The organism is Paenibacillus antarcticus, from assembly GCF_001637225.1.
GTDB lineage: Bacteria > Bacillota > Bacilli > Paenibacillales > Paenibacillaceae > Paenibacillus_AQ > Paenibacillus_AQ antarcticus.
The window spans coordinates 46516-63513 of sequence record NZ_LVJI01000028.1 but is presented as its reverse complement, the minus strand read 5'-3'; the positions used below and the strand labels follow the sequence as shown (position 1 = coordinate 63513).

At 42.1% G+C, this 16998-nt stretch carries 17 protein-coding genes; all 17 read right to left on the bottom strand.

The window, feature by feature from the left end; genetic code table 11:
- Window positions 1-475 precede the first annotated feature (475 nt).
- Complete coding sequence (gene lysS / locus PBAT_RS18430) at window positions 476-1987, bottom strand: lysine--tRNA ligase (protein ID WP_068651657.1); 1512 nt, start codon at window positions 1985-1987, stop codon at window positions 476-478.
- Window positions 1988-2190: 203 nt separating this feature from the next.
- Window positions 2191-2670: a transcription elongation factor GreA gene (greA, locus tag PBAT_RS18425; protein ID WP_068651655.1), complete on the bottom strand. Its 480-nt coding sequence runs from the start codon at window positions 2668-2670 to the stop codon at window positions 2191-2193.
- A gap of 189 nt (window positions 2671-2859) precedes the next feature.
- Window positions 2860-3882 (bottom strand): tRNA dihydrouridine synthase DusB, encoded by a 1023-nt coding sequence (gene dusB / locus PBAT_RS18420; RefSeq protein WP_068592271.1) that lies wholly within the window; start codon window positions 3880-3882, stop codon window positions 2860-2862.
- 94 nt (window positions 3883-3976) lie between these two features.
- On the bottom strand, window positions 3977-4186 hold the full coding sequence (locus PBAT_RS24870) for a helix-turn-helix domain-containing protein (RefSeq protein ID WP_084403228.1): 210 nt from the start codon (window positions 4184-4186) through the stop codon (window positions 3977-3979).
- The gene (folK, locus tag PBAT_RS18415; protein WP_068651653.1) at window positions 4138-4686 is read right to left on the bottom strand and encodes a 2-amino-4-hydroxy-6-hydroxymethyldihydropteridine diphosphokinase; all 549 of its coding nucleotides are present in this window, start codon (window positions 4684-4686) and stop codon (window positions 4138-4140) included. The genes PBAT_RS24870 and folK overlap by 49 nt, the downstream gene beginning before the upstream one ends.
- Window positions 4687-4695: 9 nt before the next feature.
- Window positions 4696-5058 (bottom strand): dihydroneopterin aldolase, encoded by a 363-nt coding sequence (gene folB / locus PBAT_RS18410; RefSeq protein WP_068651651.1) that lies wholly within the window; start codon window positions 5056-5058, stop codon window positions 4696-4698.
- A gap of 45 nt (window positions 5059-5103) precedes the next feature.
- The gene (gene folP / locus PBAT_RS18405; RefSeq protein ID WP_068651649.1) at window positions 5104-5955 is read right to left on the bottom strand and encodes a dihydropteroate synthase; all 852 of its coding nucleotides are present in this window, start codon (window positions 5953-5955) and stop codon (window positions 5104-5106) included.
- Window positions 5956-6840: an aminotransferase class IV gene (locus PBAT_RS18400; RefSeq protein WP_068651647.1), complete on the bottom strand. Its 885-nt coding sequence runs from the start codon at window positions 6838-6840 to the stop codon at window positions 5956-5958. It lies immediately after the preceding gene.
- A complete protein-coding gene (gene pabA, locus PBAT_RS18395; protein WP_068651645.1) occupies window positions 6837-7418 on the bottom strand; it encodes an aminodeoxychorismate/anthranilate synthase component II in 582 nt (193 codons plus the stop codon). The genes PBAT_RS18400 and pabA overlap by 4 nt, the downstream gene beginning before the upstream one ends.
- 97 nt (window positions 7419-7515) lie before the next feature.
- The gene (locus tag PBAT_RS18390; RefSeq protein WP_068651643.1) at window positions 7516-9147 is read right to left on the bottom strand and encodes an anthranilate synthase component I family protein; all 1632 of its coding nucleotides are present in this window, start codon (window positions 9145-9147) and stop codon (window positions 7516-7518) included.
- A 314-nt stretch (window positions 9148-9461) separates the two neighbouring features.
- Window positions 9462-10400: a cysteine synthase A gene (cysK, locus tag PBAT_RS18385; protein WP_068651641.1), complete on the bottom strand. Its 939-nt coding sequence runs from the start codon at window positions 10398-10400 to the stop codon at window positions 9462-9464.
- 415 nt (window positions 10401-10815) lie between these two features.
- Entirely contained in the window at window positions 10816-11754 is a 939-nt protein-coding gene (locus PBAT_RS18380; protein WP_169810133.1) for a peptidyl-prolyl cis-trans isomerase, read from the bottom strand.
- Between the two features lie 13 nt (window positions 11755-11767).
- Window positions 11768-12649 (bottom strand): Hsp33 family molecular chaperone HslO, encoded by an 882-nt coding sequence (hslO, locus tag PBAT_RS18375; protein ID WP_068651639.1) that lies wholly within the window; start codon window positions 12647-12649, stop codon window positions 11768-11770.
- An 80-nt stretch (window positions 12650-12729) separates the two neighbouring features.
- Window positions 12730-13497 carry a type III pantothenate kinase gene (locus PBAT_RS18370; RefSeq protein ID WP_068651637.1) on the bottom strand — a complete coding sequence of 256 codons (768 nt, stop codon included), beginning with the start codon at window positions 13495-13497 and terminating at the stop codon, window positions 12730-12732.
- Window positions 13494-14369: a carboxylating nicotinate-nucleotide diphosphorylase gene (gene nadC / locus PBAT_RS18365; RefSeq protein ID WP_068651634.1), complete on the bottom strand. Its 876-nt coding sequence runs from the start codon at window positions 14367-14369 to the stop codon at window positions 13494-13496. Before nadC ends, PBAT_RS18370 begins: the two co-directional genes overlap by 4 nt.
- Window positions 14359-15975 (bottom strand): L-aspartate oxidase, encoded by a 1617-nt coding sequence (gene nadB / locus PBAT_RS18360; RefSeq protein WP_068651632.1) that lies wholly within the window; start codon window positions 15973-15975, stop codon window positions 14359-14361. The genes nadC and nadB overlap by 11 nt, the downstream gene beginning before the upstream one ends.
- 39 nt (window positions 15976-16014) lie before the next feature.
- On the bottom strand, window positions 16015-16953 hold the full coding sequence (gene nadA / locus PBAT_RS18355; protein WP_068592297.1) for a quinolinate synthase NadA: 939 nt from the start codon (window positions 16951-16953) through the stop codon (window positions 16015-16017).
- Between the last annotated feature and the right edge of the window lie 45 nt (window positions 16954-16998).

Here is a 16998-nt window from a genome sequence, read left to right as displayed (position 1 = left end):
TCCTGAGCCAGGATCAAACTCTCCAAATTGGTATTTAGAAAGAGCGAAATGCTCATTTTGAAACAAACTGGCGAGAATTTACATTCTCTATCAAATGATTTCTCATTTGTTTTGATTTCACTTATCGCAAAATCTACTCACTCGTTGTTCAGTTTTCAAAGACCAATTATTTCGTTTTGTTAGCACCGCATGTTCTCGGCGACAACTTCTATATCATATCATGTCCGGTTCGTTTATGCAAGCTTTTTTTCGATTTAAGTTTCATTCGATATTGGCTTGCCGATTCAACAAATGTGTTATTTGTTGGCCGGACTAATAATATATCACGGCATGCAAATGAATGCAACCCTTTTTTTGAAATAATTAAATTTAAACTATTATATATAAAGAGAAAACCGGATTCACCTTCCCAAAAGGAAGTTAATCCGGTAATTTACATACTATTTATCCTGACTAACCTCTTAACGACTCAACCTTAGTTATCTTTTTGAGTACGCATATGAGGGAAGAGAAGAACATCACGGATAGACGCTGCGTTGGTCAACAACATCACCAAACGGTCAATACCAATTCCAAGTCCACCTGTTGGAGGCATACCATACTCAAGTGCACGGATAAAGTCATCATCCATTTCATGAGCTTCATCGTTACCTTGCTCACGCTCCGTCATTTGAGCTTCAAAACGCTGACGTTGATCAATCGGATCATTTAACTCAGTGAATGCATTCGCATGTTCTCTCGCAACCACAAATAACTCAAAACGATCCGTAAACCTTGGATCTTCTTCATTACGTTTCGCAAGTGGAGAAATTTCAACAGGATGACCCGTAATAAATGTTGGTTGAATCAATGTCTCTTCAACGAATTGTTCAAAGAAGGCATTTAGAATATGACCAAACTTATTATGTGCTTCTACAGGTACTTTATGTTCTTTTGCCAGATTACGTGCTTCTTCGTCTGTCATATGAACGCTAAAGTCTACACCAGTTACTTCTTTAACCGCATCCACCATAGACACTCGACGCCATGATGGCGTCAAATCGACTTCTACACCTTGATAATCAATAACCGTTGTACCCAAGACTTCCTGAGCAATATGAGCAACCATCGTTTCAGTCAAATTCATAATATCTTTATAATCAGCATACGCCTCGTACAACTCGATCATTGTAAATTCAGGGTTGTGACGAGTCGAAATACCTTCGTTACGGTATACGCGTCCGATTTCATATACTTTTTCAAAACCACCAACAATAAGGCGTTTCAAATGAAGCTCGATGGCGATACGCATATATAGATCCATATCAAGCGCATTGTGGTGTGTTGTAAAAGGTTTCGCAGCTGCACCACCAGCAATCGTGTGTAATGTCGGTGTCTCCACTTCTAAATAACCAAGTGAATCTAAATAACGACGCATGGATTGAATGATTTTAGAGCGCAAAATGAATGTCTGTTGTACATCTGGGTTAATCATCAAATCAACATAACGTTGACGATAACGAAGTTCTACATCTTTTAGACCATGGTATTTATCAGGCAATGGATACAATGACTTCGAAAGTATCTCCACATCATCTACTTTGATTGAAGTCTCTCCAGTTTTTGTTTTAAACATTTGCCCAGTTACACCGATAATGTCCCCAAGATCAAACAATCGGAACGCACTGAATTTCACTTCAGGTATGGAGTCTTGACGTACGTATATTTGGATTTTTCCACTAAGATCTTGAATTTGAGCAAAAATAGCTTTACCCATTCCACGTTTAGCCATAATCCGGCCAGCAATACTGACTTGAACGGCCTTTTCTTCTAATTCTTCATTCGTAAATGAATCATATTCAGCTACCAACTCACCTGCATGGTGTGTTCTGTTATATTTTTTACCAAATGGATCTAAACCCATTCCACGTAGCTCGTCCAATTTGTTATGACGAATCTGTAGCAATTCGCTAAGTTCGTTCTCCTGATTCACGATCTCTTCCGACATCTAACTCCATCTCCTTCGTATCCCTTACGATTTAGCCATTGTTATGACTGTTCTAAATCCTTGCTTACCATCTAGTAGGTCCTGTTTCATCCAGTTATAAAAAACTTCAGATTCCATAATAGACGAAGTAACGACATTTTCTACTATTCATATATTTTAAAAAAGGCTTCCCATGGGAAGCCTTTTAAAACAATCCTCACTCATTATACCTTGCGGATGTCGATAATCTTATATTGAACAACACCAGCGGGAACATTGACATCAACGATAGCCCCTCTTTGTTTACCAAGAATAGCTTTACCAACTGGACTTTCGTTCGAGATTTTGTTGTTTAGTGGATCAGACTCGGCTGTACCTACAATGAGGTATTCCATCTTGTCACCAAACTCCACATCTTCAACAGTTACCGTAACACCAACACCTACAGAATCCGTATTAACATCATCGTTGTTAATGATGCGAGCATTACGCAGTAATTTCTCAAGCGTAATTACACGTCCTTCAATAAAGGCTTGTTCATTCTTCGCATCTTCATATTCCGAGTTCTCACTGATATCGCCATAACCAATGGCAACCTTTATCCGTTCAGCAATCTCACGACGTTTCACAGATTTAAGTTGTTCTAGTTCGTCCTCTAACTTCTTAAGACCTTCTTGTGTAAGAATGACTTCTTTATCGCCCATTACCGATTCTCCTGTCATGTGAATATTTTAAATGATTACCTATACTTATGAAAACCACTATATGCAAATCTTGAGGAATCAGAACATTCCTCTGCTGCTGAGATTAACAATTGAGTCGAATTTATACTGCAAAAGTATATGGTAACCATTTCAAAATGTCAATGCAGTTCCCTCGTAACCTGTTTAAGATTATTGCATAGCTGCGAAGACCGCCGATAAATCGCCATTAGTCTCACCTTCTTGATCCAATCCTCCGACGAAATCTTCTAGCATTTTCACCATTTCATCACGTTTAGTTTCTTCCATGATAAGGTCTTTGATCCGAGCCGAACCTTTCAGACCCTTCAAATACCATGCTAAGTGTTTACGCATTTCACGAACCGCGATATGCTCACCCCTCATAGCTATTAAGCGGTCCATGTGAATAACAGCAATTTTGATCTTCTCTCCAGCTGCTGGTTCTGCCACAAGCTCACCTGTCTGCAAATACTGAATCGTGCGATATAACATCCAAGGGTTCCCTAGTGCTCCGCGACCAATCATAACGCCATCGCATCCAGTCTGATCCAGCATACGACGTGCGTCTTCAGGCGTAACAACATCACCATTACCTATCACTGGAATGCCTACAGATTGTTTCACATCTCTAATGATGTCCCAGTTGGCGTGTCCCGTATAGTGTTGTTCTCTTGTTCTGCCATGAATACTAACACCCTTACCACCTGCGCGTTCGATTGCTTGAGCATTCTCTACAGCATAGATATGCTCGCTATCCCAACCCGTACGCATCTTCACCGTAACCGGTTTATCAACCGCATCCACAACAGCAGATACCATCTCATATATTTTTTTCGGATCCAAAAGCCAACGAGCTCCTGCGTCAATCTTAGTTACTTTTGGAGCAGGGCACCCCATATTAATGTCAATAATATCAGCGTTGGTTTCTTTATCTACGACCTTTGCTGCTTCTACCAGCGATTCACGGTCTCCCCCAAAAATCTGCAAACTTAGCGGCTTCTCCCGTTCGTCAACAAACAACATATCCTGGGTACGTTTATTACCATGGACAATGGCCTTGCCACTAACCATTTCCGCGCATACGAGTCCCGCGCCAAAATCTTTCGCGATCAAGCGGAACGCTGGATTACATACACCCGCCATGGGGGCAAGCACGACTTGGTTCTTCATTTCAATATCGCCAATCTTTAGCATGCAATGAACCCCCAAGTTTTTTTATTGTGTGCCTTCTTGAATTCACTTCGATTAAATCTACATCGAAAGTGTGATCCTAAGTTCCATTGACTTACTATGACGAAATATTCATTAGTTCGGAAATTGAGATATCCAAAACTTCTGAAATTTTATTTAAAATTTGATCATCTACATACCGATTACCCCGTTCAATTTCTCCTAATATGGCAAGAGATATCCCCATCTTAGAAGCTAATTGTTGTTGCGTGTAACCTTTTAGCTTTCTGAAAGCACGGATTCGGGCTGCCAGTTGTAAGTTCTCCATAGTTGTATCCCTTCCTTTCCATCCAGTCTCTCAAGTGCTGTCTTAACTACGCTATGCAAACCAGAGGTTTCTTCAGAAGGTAGAATGTCATGCAATGGGATAAGAACAAATGCCCGTTCTTCCATTCGGGGATGCGGCAAAATGAGGTCGAGTGTGTCCTCAACCATTCCCTCCATCCATAGAAGATCCAAGTCTACCGTACGTGGGCCCCAATGCGTGTGCCGAACACGACCAAGCTCTCGTTCAATCTCTTGCATGACTTTTAGAAGAGCATGAGGATCTAGATCGGTGTTTACGGCAACCACCATATTGAGAAAATGAGGCTGATCTAAATACCCTACAGGCTCAGTCTCATAAAGATTCGAGCCCCGTAGGACGGTAATTTGTTGATGCTTATGGAGACGATGTACGGCTTCCATTAAGGTACCTTCGCGGTCCCCTAAATTAGCCCCTAAAGCAATATAAGCCTCTGATGACTCAGAGGTGGAATGTGACTTCATGATGGATTCTCACTTTCTTGTTCTGGACAGCTCCACCGTAACTCCTTGAAAATGAATGTCAAACGGAGGATGCGGTTTGGTCACTTTGACCGTTAATGCGTTGATTCTAGTATAAGTGTCTAATAACGAGGATGCAATGGCTTCTCCTAAAGCCTCAATCAATTGGAAGGATTTATTCTCGACGATTCCCTTCACAAGAACATGGATATCAGCATAATTAATGGTCTTGGTTAAATCATCCTGCTCTCCCGCTTCACGAAGATCCATGTCTAGTTCTAAATCAATATAATACCGTTGCCCAAGTCTTCTCTCTTCTTCGAAAACTCCATGATATCCGTAATACTCCATACGGTGCATAACCATTTTATCCATTTTTGTAGCCACTCCTTAATATGTTCTGATTGTATTATTACTGGATTATTCCCTAGTGATGGATCCATACAACATGGCGTCACACATTTGGACCGTTCGTTTTATAGAAGACACATCGTGTACCCTTACAATTTGACAACCTTGTGCAATCCCAAAAGCTACTGTTGCTGCCGTCCCCTCAATAACATCATCCACAGGTAGATCAAGAGCTGTTCGGATAAACTTCTTCCTAGAGGTGGCGAGCAACACTGGATATCCTAGTTGGCCTAATGCATCAAGTTCGACCATAACACGCATATTCTCTACATAATCTTTTGCAAAACCAATCCCAGGATCAAGAATAATGTTATCCCCGTTCACACCCGCTTGAAGCGCCAGCGTGATGCTTTGTTTCAAATCTTCAATCATATCCGGGATCAGGTTGTTATAATTCTGATCGTGCCGGTTATGCATCAGAATAATAGGGACAGCGAGTTCCGCTACCGTAGCTAACATCTGAGGATCGCCTATACCTCTCCAAATATCATTTATGATATGGGCACCTGCATAAACGGCTTGCCGTGCTACCTCCGCTTTATACGTATCTACCGAAATAGGGATATGAGGAGCCACGCGATGAATCGCTTCTATTACAGGAATAATCCGCGCCAGTTCCTCATCCACCCCAACCTCAACCGATCCAGGTCGAGTGGACTCCCCACCTATATCAATTATGTCAGCCCCATCTTCCATCATCTGAAGAGCATGTTGAACAGCACGTTCCGTATTCGTATATTGTCCACCGTCAGAAAAAGAATCCGGCGTAACATTTAATATCCCCATAATAAGGGTGGATTGGCCCAATTTTAATTCCGTTTCTCCGCACTCATAAGTTCGTTCATAGATCTTCGTCTTCATTTAGACACTGCCCGCTTTCTCTCGATATAATTGTAGAAGTCTAGTTGTTGTAGGTCCAGCAGTGCCATTACCTATCACGATATGGGAGCCGTCTTCCAACAGAAGTGTAGTCACAGGTACTAACTCCTGAATAGAGCTAGTCATCCATATTTCTTCGGCATTCGTCAAATCGTCCCATGTATACCAACCTTCTTCACATCGTAGGCCAATGTCCAAGGACAGCTCCATCACAATTTCTCTAGTGATTCCCGGTAATATACCAGTATCCAAATGGGGGGTGTACAGAGAACCTTGTCGAACAAAAAACAAGTTACTGACGACCCCCTCCGCCACGAAACCCTGTCCATTCAGCATGATTCCTTCAGATGAATATCGTATTGTCGCAGGATAGGTCATCAACTCCCGCTTCGCTAATATATTATTCATATAGTGCAACGATTTAAAGCGGATTGGCCCCTCAGGCGTATTCCGACGGGTATGCAGTCTTTGTAGACCTTTTCCATCACGGTAAAGTTCAGAAGGCATCTTAGGGAGCTCTTTAACGATAAGGAAGTGGTTAGGGCAGTTGTAGTCTTCTGTAGGCAATCCCAGTACATCCTCACCCGCACTAACTGTATATCGGATATACGCCTCTTCCAAGCTATTGGCTTTCATCACAGTAGCAATCCATGCAGCTGTAGACTCCAGATCAATTTCATAGGGAATCCCCAAATAACGACAATCTTCTGAGAGCCTCTTTAGATGTTTATCTAACAAAAAGGGTACACCATTATAGGTACGAAACGTCTCGAACAGTCCCATCCCATAGAGAAATCCGTGATCCATCACAGACACCTTTGCATCCTTAGCATCTACAATATCGTAATTGACTCCGATAAAGGTCATGCTTTCTTTACTTGAGAATGCTGAAGAAAATTACGAAGCATCTGATGTCCGTGGTCGGTAATGATAGACTCAGGATGGAATTGTACACCCTCGATTGGATATTCCTTGTGGCGTAGACCCATAATCTCGCCTTCTTCCGTCTCAGCTGTAATCTCCAGACAATCTGGCAAGCTCTCCCGCTCCACCAGTAATGAATGATATCTTGTAGCTGTGAAAGGTGACGGTAGTCCTTCGAATACAGAGGTGCCCTTATGATGCATTGGTGAAGTCTTGCCGTGCATTAATCGCTCTGCACGAATAACCTTCCCTCCAAAAGCTTGGCCAATCGCTTGATGACCCAAACATACGCCGAAGATTGGAATAATTCCCTTGAACTCCTGAATCACTTCAAGACTAATACCTGCTTCGTTAGGTGTACACGGTCCTGGTGAGATCAAGATATGATCAGGTGCAAGTTTCTTAATACCCTCGATATCAATCTCATCATTGCGATATACTTTTACCTCCTGACCTAATTCACCCAAGTACTGAACCAAATTGTAAGTAAAAGAATCATAGTTATCGAGTACTAATATCATGTGTATATCCCCCTTATACGCCGCTAAATAAATTGAAACGAAAGTACATGCTTAACACCCTATAGTAACATGTAGGCAACACATTCTTTCGTTCGATTTATCTACTTACGGCTATTTCCTCTTCACTACATAACACTGCCTTAATCATCGCCTTAGCTTTATTATGGCACTCACGGTATTCACGATAAGGATCAGAGTCTACCACAATACCTGCTCCAGCTTGAATGTATCCTTTTCCGTCTTGTACGGCTAATGTTCTAATAATAATATTTAATTCCATATTACCATTATAGTCAATCCACCCCATAGACCCGGTATACGGTCCACGACGGACCGGCTCAAGTTCCTCTATAATTTCCATCGTTCGAATTTTTGGTGCACCCGTTATAGTTCCTCCTGGGAAAAGTGCTGCAATGACCTCATAAACATCTTTCCCAGATGCCAAGCTACCTTCTATTTGAGAGACGAGATGCATAACATGAGAATAATATTCGATCGTCATAAGCTCAGGTACATGCACAGAACCATAAGCTGCTATACGACCAATATCGTTACGTTCTAGATCAACTAACATGATATGTTCAGCGCGTTCTTTTTCGTTCATATATAGTTCTTCTGCCATTACAGCGTCTTCTTCTGTTGTGATCCCTCTTCGTCTTGTACCCGCAATAGGACGAGCACTCACCTTATTCCCATGTACCTTCACTAACAATTCCGGGGAACCACTAACGAGGGAGAACCCAGGTGATCTTAGCAAACCCATATATGGAGAAGGATTCAATAAACGAAGCCATTCATAAATTTGTTCTGGAGATGAGTGTAATTCTTTCTCCTGGCGCAACGACAGATTAACTTGAAAGACGTCTCCTTGGCGAATGTATTCCTGAATACGCACCACCGCTTTCTCAAAAGAGTCCTGGGAAAATTGGGCTGTCATTCCTGGCCATGTCTCATTTGGGGAGTTACTCCCTTGTGGGATTCGCTCTTGCTCCTCCAACTTGTCCAATTGTTTCAAGCGATGATTCCTCTCTGCCTCCCCAATTGGAACACCATCCGGTCCAACCTCACTAAAAGAAGCCCATAATGTCATCATGCCAACAGCTCTATCTTGAGCTTCCTCAAACAATGTTTTCAACGTGAAGTCGATACTGCCATTCAAAGGTAACGCACCCTCCGCTAACGATGTATCTACGTTATTTAAAGGCATATGAACTGCACAGTAAACAACCTGATCCTTATTATCATAAATCCATACCTCTTCCATTCTCATCCACATATAATCAGGAAATGCCGGCTCATCTTCTGCCCATGAAGGAAGCCTCTCTAAAGAACGGACGACATCATACCCCATAAATCCAACGCATCCCCCTAGAAAAGGAGGATAGTCCTCATTAGCCATTTGAGGACTGTGATAAGGAGCCATCCATTGCTCCAAAACCTGTAGAGGTGCCCCCTTCACAATTTCAATTTCACCTGTTTGAGGATTACGTAAGCTCGCTTCGTTTCCTTTTCCCGATATAACAGAAGTAGGATTAAGACCCAGATACGTATATCGACCACTCTTACCACTCTCCAATACTACGGCATAAGGAGATGAGGCTTCCCACGCTCGTGTCCATGTTTGCGGTAAGCCCTTTCCCTTCATCCGTACAAGATATGGCAGTACGCTCCACCCATCAATCGCCCACTGTTCCCATTGTGCAAGTGAAGTTAACACATTTGTATTCATGTTGTGGCCTCCTAAATTTTTTTTAGCATTACTTCTTAATATACTTCCGAAAAAACTTACATCGGAAGCATATACTTTAGTCTTTTTATAGCGTTACTTCTTGATTAGATTCATATAAACTCACTTGGATAGTTATTTCGTATTAGTAAGTATTACTCATGCTTCAATTCATAAAAGGATTGTTAAACTGCTTGTCAGTATACTTTAGTTATAGCTATTTTGAAAAGACCCGAGTGATTTCATTATATAAAAACCCCTATTACCAATATTAATGGCAATAGGGGTCAGACTCATAATTATATTAAAAACAGATATTAACCTTCGAAATTGTATAATGGCGTGCTGAGGTAACGTTCTCCGTTACTAGGAATAATAACGACAACACGTTTGCCCTTACCTAACTGTTTAGCTACTTTAAGCGCAGCAGATACTGCAGCACCTGAAGAAATACCCGATAGAATACCTTCTTCTGTCGCTATACGACGCGCAACTTCAAAAGCTTCCTCATTCTCTACGTGAATGATTTCATCGTATATATCTTGGTTCAGAATCTCAGGAATAAAGTTAGCACCTAATCCTTGAATCTTATGAGGACCTGGTTTACCACCTGCCAAAATTGGTGAAGCAGCAGGTTCTACTGCATAAATCTTAATGTCCGGATATTGTTTCTTCAACACTTCACCAGCACCAGAGATCGTTCCGCCTGTACCAATTCCAGCTACGAAGGCATCTAGTGTTCCACCGATAGAGTCAATTGCCTCTACAATTTCTGGTCCTGTTGTTTCGCGGTGAATCTTCACATTGGCTTGGTTCTTAAATTGCTCTGCCATGAAGTAGCTAGGGTTTTCTTTTACAATGGCTTCCGCCTTAGTAACGGCCCCATTCATACCTTCCGACCCTGGAGTCAGAACAAGCTCAGCACCATAAGCACGTAACAAGTTGCGACGCTCTAAGCTCATCGTCTCAGGCATTACGATAACAGCTTTATAACCTTTTGCAGCAGCTACCATTGCCAACCCAATTCCAGTGTTACCACTCGTGGCTTCAACGATAGTTCCGCCTGGCTTAAGACTACCATCTTTCTCAGCTTCTTCAACAATACTTATCGCAATACGGTCTTTAACACTTGAACCTGGATTCTGATATTCAAGTTTAAGGTAAATTTCTGCGCTATCTTCAGTTGATAGACGGTTCAAGCGGACAAGCGGTGTTCCTCCGATTAATTCAGTTACATTATTAACGACCTTTGCCATAAATAAAGCCTCCCTAGAATAATGGTTATAATTACGAGCATGCCAGAGTCATTTCATCTAGTTGTATGATAAGGAAACAAACCTTCGACAGTTTAAATAGTGTCTATGTCCCCTGATATATCCGAGTATTTCAGTTGGTTTTTGTATCTTCATATTATCAAACCTCAACGTACCTTGTCAACAGAGCACATACAAAAAAAGGATACTTTGAGCACAGCCACTATTTGCTGTTCAATCAAAGTATCCTGATACATTGCTAACAGCCATCAACTGCTGTTAAGTCAAAGTATCCTTATACATTGCTAACAGCTAACATCCACTGTTCATCAATGTATCCCACTACATATCATTAGCCTTCATTAACATATTCAATGTATATTCAACATAGGTGCCCAAAAGTATTTATTTAAAAGAATTATAGCCCATTAATGGCAACTATTCTAACTTTGTATTTATCCCTAAGTAGCTTTTCTAAATCAGTAAGTGGCATCGCTTCATTAAGCGCAAGACGTTTACGAATAGATTCACGAATATGTTCTGTATCTTCCTGTTCTTCTATAAGGATACCCGTCAGTTGAATAACAACATAATCCTCACCCCACTGAAAAGGTCCGGAGATGTCGTTGAGTTGTAACAAACCCGCCGCATCTAACATTTCCTTAGGTAAGAATGGATCATTCGACTCTACTGGGGCAATCTTTCCCTCTTGGTCACGACTACTTACGTCTGTTGAATATTCCTTAACCATTTCCGTGAAGTCAGCACCCTTTTCGAGTTGATCTAGTACATCCTCAGCTTCCTCTTGGCTCGCTATTTTAATGACCGAGAGTTGAAACTGTTTACGCGCCTCGAATTGATCTCCATTCTCCTCACGATAATTGTCAATGTCCTCATCTGAAACATGAATATCTGCTATGGCTAATTGTTCTAGCGTTAACCTGTAACTCATCTCATCCGCAACATCTTCAGGTGAAAGACCCAATTGTGTCTCCATCTCATCATAGTATGCTTTTTCCGAATCATAACCCATCATATCCTTCTTCAATTGTCTAGTGACTTCATCAGGAGAGATATGAATATCCCGTACATTTGCTTCCTCAAATACCGCTTTGCGGTTCAACATATGAATTAATACTTCCTGCCCATACTTACGCTTTAGCTCCTGCTCCCATTCACTATTGGTGATCGCTTCTTCATTGAAGTAAGCTACCGAAAATTCCCCATTTGGAAGCTTGTGTTCCTCACCTACTGGTCCTAGACCACGAAATATAATCAAGCAGCCCATGAAAAGGAGCCCTATCGTTAAGATGATATTGACGACCCACAGCGCCCTCTTCTCTCTCTTGATCTTCATCATATGAATGCCATTACTTGGCTTGTTCTAAAATTTGTTGAAGTTCTGCTTTATCAAAAGAGTACTTTTCATTACAGAAATGGCACACAACCTCTGCCTTGCCGTCTTCTTCAATGATTTCTTCAAGATCGGTTTGTCCTAGACTAATAAGTGTATTCTCCACTCGTTCCTTAGAGCATTGACACTTGAATTGAAGATCCATTTCTTCTAGAACTACCGCATCAGGTAGTAACTTTTGAAGCATATCTTCCAAATCCAAACCTTGCTCCATTAAAGTCGTGATTGGTGGAAGCCCACTAACCGCGTGCTCAATCGCATTAATTTCATCATCACTCAATCCTGGCAACAGCTGAATAATGAAACCTCCTGCCTCCAAAACCTCATTATCTGTTCCTACCAACACACCTAATCCAACTGCAGACGGCGTCTGTTCTGAAACTGCGAAATAATAGGTCATATCTTCAGCGATCTCACCTGAAATGATTGGAGTGCTACCTGTATACACATCTTTTAACCCTTGATCTTTAGTCACATATACGAAACCACTGCGCCCTACGGCTCCTGCCACATCGAGCTTTCCTAGACTGTTACTTGGCAGATGAACATGAGGATTGGCTACATACCCACTGATTTCTCCATTTGCATTCGCCTCTGCTACGACTTGCCCTATCGGTCCATCACCTTTTATCTGAATGTTTAATTTCTCTTTCCCTTTAAGCATGGCACCCATCATCGCTGCCGCAGTCAAGGTACGTCCCATAGCTGCTGTAGCCGTTGGCCAAGTGTCATGTCGTTGGCGAAGATCTTCTACTAAAGTTGTCGTACGCACCACTAAGGCACGAACATGACCATTCATAGCTGTTCCTCGGATTAATCGATCTTTTTTGTGGACCATGTTCATATGGCCTCCTCTGCCTATTTGTTTATATCATCATGTGTATTCCATTATTATTTGTACATATTACATTGCTTAGCCTATTGGTTACGTTCGTATATTAAACGTAGCCCCTCAAGTGTAAGCATGGAATTGACCTCTTGTATGCATTTCGTCTCACTTGCAATCAGTTCAGCCAATCCCCCTGTAGCAACTACCTTCAGATTTGGTGCTTCCATCTCAACCTTTATACGTTCGACAATACCATCGACCTGCCCGGCATATCCAAAAATAATACCCGCCTGCATAGCGTGAATCGTATTGCGACCAATAACCTTCTTAGGCTTCTCCAACTCAATTCGAGGAAGCTTCGATGCGCGTTGATATAACGCTTCTGTGGCTATTCCTATCCCAGGTACAATGGCCCCACCAAGATAGTTACCCTTCGCATCAATACAATCAAATGTAGTAGCTGTACCGAAATCAACAACTACCAGAGGTCCTTTATATTGATTCACCGCAGCAACAGCATTTACAATACGATCTGCACCCACTTCACGCGGATTTTCGTAACGCAAATTTAAACCTGTTTTAATCCCGGGTCCAACCACCAATGGTATTTTATAAATGAATTTCTGACACATTTCTTCAAAGACATTGACTAAAGGTGGAACTACCGAAGATATGATCACACCTTCGATATCCTTAACTGAAATATCGGACATCCGAAAAAGATTAAAGATCATAACGCCGTACTCATCTACTGTAGATTGACGAGTCGTACCCAGTCGGAAATGATGGACCAACTCCCGATTGTTATAGATCCCTAATACGATATTTGTATTGCCTATGTCTACTACAAGAATCATGAAGTCTGACCCTCCTTCTTCGCATTAAGATCCAAACTGATATCTAAACTATTAAAAGAATATGTCAGCTGTCCAACCGAGATAATATCTACTCCACACTCAGCAATTCCCCGAATCGTATGTAAAGATACGTTACCTGATGCCTCTATTTTGACATGCGGCACCTGTGAACGGATAATTGCAACAGCCTGCTTCATAAGACTATGGCTCATATTATCTAACATAATAATATCAGCCCCAGCGGAAATCGCTTCTTTTACCTGCTCTAAATTCTCAGCCTCTACTTCAATTGTCATCGTATGTGGAATATAATCCCGAGCACGACTCACTGCTTGTGTAATACCACCCGCACCCTTGATATGATTGTCCTTAATCATGACAGCATCATATAAGCCGAATCTATGATTCGCTCCGCCACCAACTCTCACAGCATACTTCTCAAGCATACGGTGCCCTGGTGTCGTCTTACGTGTGTCCACAAGTCGCGTAGGTAACCCTTCTATCACATCCATGAACTGACTCGTCTTTGTAGCAATACCAGACAACCGCTGTAACAAATTCAGTGCCAATCGTTCACCTGTCAGAATGCTATGTGTACTTCCCTCAACCTCTGCAATAATAGTTCCTTTGGTGACGGATTGACCCTCTTCCACATGGGACACAAAGGAAAGTGATGGATCCACGATTTCAAACACCAACTTTGATACCGGAATTCCGGCGATAATACCGTCTTCTTTGGCATGAATAATCCCTTTAGACTCATGATCTACAGATATCGTTGCAAGAGACGAGATATCGCCTGATCCAACATCTTCTCTCAACCAAAGACGTATCGATTCTACCAAATTTTCATTGTATCCATTAAACATCATCACTGAATTCCCCCACGATCTCGTGCTCACGTTGCTGTAACAGATGCTTACGCCAATTCAAGTCATCCCGTTCAGGATAATCAGACCGATAATGTGCACCTCGACTTTCTTTACGTGCCAGGGCAGCCTGCGTAATAAGCAATGAGCACGTCAACATATTAGCAAATTCGAATTCTTCTTTCTTAAACAACGCCGATTGAAAAATAGGTAGCTGACGACGTAGTTCCTCAAGCCCCTTCGATAATGACTCTTCATCGCGACGAAGACCCGCATAACGTACCATGACTTTTTGTAGCTTCAAGCGTTTCTCTACCATCGCCTGCATTGGAACATCTACCCGATTACAGTCTACCACGAGTGAGCCTCCTGACCAATTCAGGGGCGAAAGTTCCCTAATTCGATGCACTATTCGGCTTCCAAACACAATCGCTTCTGACAAAGAATTACTTGCTAATCGATTAGCACCATGAACTCCAGTCGATGATGCTTCCCCACATGCAAACAAGCGTGAAATGTTACTTTCACCACTCAAATCTGTCTGCACGCCACCCATCATATAATGTGCAGCAGGTGCTACGGGAATCCAGTCTGTTGTCATATCTAATCCATATACCATACACGTCTCAAGAATCGTTGGAAACCGGTGCTTGATCATATCCGCTGTCTCATGCGTTATATCTAAATAAATGAAAGTAGACTTCGTTTCCTCCATTTCGCTTACAATCGCCCGAGCTACGATATCTCTTGGTGCAAGTTCAAGCATTTCATGGTATTTGCTCATGAAACGCTCACCTTTAATATTACGCAGAATGGCCCCTTCACCACGCACAGCCTCCGATATTAGAAACCGCGGAGCTCCTGGGTAACAGAGTGATGTTGGATGAAATTGAAGGAACTCCATATCACGTATTTTAGCTCCAGCACGATAGGCCATCGCTATGCCATCAGCTGTTGCAACTTCAGGATTCGTTGTATACCGGTACAACTGACCGGTCCCTCCGGAACACAGAATTGTCGCATCTCCCTGAACGAAGATACGCTTTCCACCGGGCCCCTGAACAAGCACACCAATACATACGCCATCATCTGTAATAATATCCAAGACGAAATGGTTGTCCCACACTTCAATATTGTCCTTTTTGATGACTTGCTCAGATAAGGCCCTAACAATCTCAAACCCAGTCGCATCTCCATTGGCATGCAAAATCCGCCGGTGACTATGTGCACCTTCCTGTGTGAGTGCTAACTCTCCATTATCCTCATCAAATGTCGTTCCTAATGCAATGAGTTCTTTAACCCCTAACGGTCCCTCATTCACAAGGATATCAACAGCATCAGAAGAACAAAGACCAGCCCCCGCGAGCAGTGTATCGGCTCGATGGAAGGCTGGTGAATCATCCTCTGATATAACAGCGGCTATTCCCCCTTGTGCATAACGAGTATTACTCTCAAGCAAAGCATTCTTAGTAATCATTAATACTTGACGATCCTTACCCGCCTTAATGGCTGTGAATAAACCGGCTATACCCGATCCAATCACGATAACGTCTGTCTTAACTTTTGGAAGAGACGCTAGATCGAAATCTACCAAATACCGTGGAATCATAACTTTGTTCACCTGTCTTAAGAGAAAGAGTAGCGCATGCTACTTAACCTGTAACATGCGCTCTAGGGAAATCCGTGCTTTATCGGCAATAGCCGGTGGTACATAGATCTGTGGCTTCATCGTCTCTAGACACTTCACCAATTTCTTAAGATTATTAACCTTCATATTAGGACATACTAAAAACTTAGTTGCGAAGTGGAAGGTCTTATCAGGACTATCTAGACGAAGCTGGAACCCTGTTCCATCCTCAGTGCCTACAATAAATTGTTTCACATCTGATTTCTTACAATATTCTAGAATAGCTGTAGTACTTCCTACGAAATCTCCTAATTCAACCACTTCAGGTCTGCACTCCGGATGAACAACAAATGGAGCATCTGGATACTTAGCCTTCATTTCATATACATCTTTGACAGTTAGCATATCATGCGTATTACAATAACCTTCCCAGATAATTAACTTCTTGTCAGTGTGTTGCTGCACATAATGACCTAAGTTTTTATCAGGTACCCAGATGATTTCGTCCGAATCAACAGACTGAATTACTCTAACCGCATTAGCTGACGTACAGCAAATATCTGTCTCCGCCTTGATTTCTGCAGAAGAATTTATATACGTGACAACCTTAGCGTTAGGATGTTGTGCTTTCAGCTTCCGAAGTCCATCTACATTGACCATGTCGGCCATAGGACACCCTGCGCGTTCATCAGGTATTAATACTGTCTTATTGGGCGCAAGAATCTTGGCACTTTCCCCCATGAAATGTACACCACAGAATACAATAACCTCTGCATCCGTCTGAGCAGCCTTTTGTGCAAGTAGAAATGAATCGCCGCGAAAATCTGCTACTTCTTGTATTTCGTCACGTTGATAATAATGAGCTAAAATAATGGCATTCCGTTCTTTCTTTAATTCCATGAGTCGTTCGCGCAGTTCTCTATTCTGTTCCGCCTTACGCTCTAGTGCGAGAGCTTCCATACGTATTTCCCCCTCTATATGTACCCATCATTTATCAATCACATA